Source organism: Pseudomonadales bacterium (assembly GCA_013215025.1).
Taxonomy (GTDB): Bacteria; Pseudomonadota; Gammaproteobacteria; order Pseudomonadales; family DT-91; genus DT-91.
In genome coordinates this window covers 1-2,341 of sequence record JABSRR010000277.1, presented here as the reverse complement: position 1 = coordinate 2,341, position 2,341 = coordinate 1, and the positions used below count along the sequence as shown (strand labels likewise).

Genomic DNA, 2,341 nt, shown 5'->3' with positions numbered 1-2,341 from the left:
TGCTATCCATTGTAAAATAGTTGGATCTTGTAAAGATAGGTCTTCTTTTGACTTCATCATCAATATAACCATACATACGCATCCACCTAAGAAGTCCGCCATGCTCAGCTTCCTGACCTGTATACTTATACCAAACATCTTTTTTGGTACAGCCTCCAGACAGGTATTCTTTGATCATTTGGTGACGTTCTTCTATACTTAAATCTCCTGCATTTCTGATTTTTACATTCTTGTAATTGTCCATTTTGATTTATCACAATTGTGTAAACCTATTTCAGGACAAGACAGGTTCTAATTATAATCTGGCAACGACGGGCACGCCTAGTGTTACTCGTTGAGTAAGTCGTGGATCAAGCGGAATATCTGGGGATTACATTGAAATAGTATAATTTAGCTTTCAAAAAATCAATTGGATAAAACAGCGTGGGAATTAATCTTACCAGAAGGTATGTTGGATTATTTTGAAGTCACCTCTGTTGATTGTTTGGAGGATCGTTATTCTATTTATTTGTTGGAGAAGAATTTGTTATCTGGGGAATTTGAAGGTCTCTGTTTGGAATCCAAGGGTTTCTATGACCAGATTACCGTGAAAGATTTTCCATTGCGTGGGAAAGCCTGTTATTTACATGTAAAGCGGAGAAGGTGGCTGGATAAAAGCTCATCCAGGACCATTTCCAGGGATTGGAAATTACTTGCTAACGGCACACGACTGACCAGGGAGTTTGCCGATTTTTTAAAAGCATTATATCGATAATACTCCGGTTAGCTGCAAAAGTCTAGGTAATTATTTCAAAGTCAATGGTAAAACGCTGGAAGAACAGTATATCGCACACTTAAGCGATTATACGACCTGGGACCAACTTCATCACTCAGAAGATCACATTATTTTCCCTGACAATATTGGTCCATATCTGACTATAGATGAAACGGCACTATCTCAAGGAGAACTCTACACGGTGATTACCAATAAAGGAGCGAAAGGAAATAAGGGGTGTCTGGTAGCCATGATCAAAGGAGTTGATAGTGAAAGGATTAGAGCTTTGCTGGTGAAGAAAATCCCTCAAAAGCTCCGTCGTAGTGTTTTGGAAGTCAGCCTTGATATGGCCGCTAGTATGCAGCAAATTGTACGAAAAACCTTTACCAAAGCACAGTTGGTGACCGATCGTTTTCATGTACAGAAACTAGCTTATGAAGCCGTGCAGGAAATGCGCATCAAATACAGGTGGGAAGCAATAGATCAGGAAAACCAGGAAATTGCCTTGAGTAAGCAACTCGGAAAAACCTTTGTACCACACCGATTAGAAAATGGAGATACCCTCAAGCAATTATTAGCTAGAAGCAGATATCTACTTTTCAAAAGAAAAGAACTTTGGACACCTTCCCAAATCCATCGGGGTGAGTTGCTTTTTGAAAGGTATCCTGATTTACAAATAGCCTATACTCATGCTCAAGAGCTTGGCTATATCTACAGCCATTCCAAACAAAAAGGAATTGCTTACACCAGACTCGCACAATGGTTCAATGAAGTAGAAACCATTGGCTACAAATCTTTCCAAACTGTGATCAGAACTGTGCAGGCTCATTACGATACTATCCTCAATTATTTTGATAGAAGAAGTACCAATGCTGCTGCAGAATCATTTAATGCTAAGATAAAGGCTCTAAGAAGTCAGTTTCGTGGGGTTAGAAATATTAGTTTCTTTCTGTATCGATTAGCTAAAATCTATGCTTAGTACAATAACCCCCCAGATATTCCGCTTGATCCGAAATTAATTCTAAATGGCACTAAAATAAAAAAGAGGGTGTCTCAAAAGGCCACCCTCTTTTATTTTATGGCATTAAAAAAAGCGGAAGCATTTATACCCCCGCTTCTCAAGATGTATTATCTTGAATTGTGTCTATTAATGAAAATTTAGTCTTTAAGGACTACAATCCCAATCAGATCATGCTTTTGCCTCCATGTTTGGAGGAATTAATTGAATCTAACCATCCGGTTAGGGTGGTTAATGATGTAGTTGATCGTATCAGCATAGAGCCTTTACTAAAGTATTATAAACCTGGAGGCACTTCTGTTTATCATCCAAGAATGTTGCTTAAAGTACTTATTTATGGCTATTTGAGTAATACTTTTTCCTCTCGCAAGCTGGAAGCAGCCTTAAAAGAGAATGTGCATTTCATGTGGCTTGCAGGAATGAACAAGCCAGACCATAACACGATAGCCAGATTTAGATCCGAACGACTTAAGGATGCGCTGAAGACCATATTTGGTCAAATAGTCATGTTACTTGTGGAAGAAGGGCTGGTTAACATCAAAAACATTTACACAGATGGTACTAAGATA

The 2,341-nt window shown here is 38.6% G+C and carries 4 protein-coding genes; 3 read left to right on the top strand and 1 reads right to left on the bottom strand.

What is annotated here, in order from left to right; all coding sequences use genetic code 11:
- Nucleotides 1–244, bottom strand: a 244-nt coding sequence (locus HRU21_12860; protein NRA43180.1) for a hypothetical protein, incomplete at its 3' end; no start/stop codon positions are given.
- Nucleotides 245–409: 165 nt separating this feature from the next.
- Between HRU21_12860 and HRU21_12855 the strand changes: the two genes are divergently transcribed.
- The 3 genes from HRU21_12855 to HRU21_12845 form a co-directional block, all read left to right on the top strand.
- A complete protein-coding gene (locus tag HRU21_12855; protein NRA43179.1) occupies nt 410–754 on the top strand; it encodes a hypothetical protein in 345 nt (114 codons plus the stop codon).
- A gap of 55 nt (nt 755–809) precedes the next feature.
- On the top strand, nt 810–1,733 hold the full coding sequence (locus tag HRU21_12850; GenBank protein ID NRA43178.1) for a transposase: 924 nt from the start codon (nt 810–812) through the stop codon (nt 1,731–1,733).
- A gap of 212 nt (nt 1,734–1,945) precedes the next feature.
- Nucleotides 1,946–2,341 (top strand): transposase (locus tag HRU21_12845; GenBank protein ID NRA43177.1); only part of this gene is annotated, 396 nt, incomplete at its 3' end.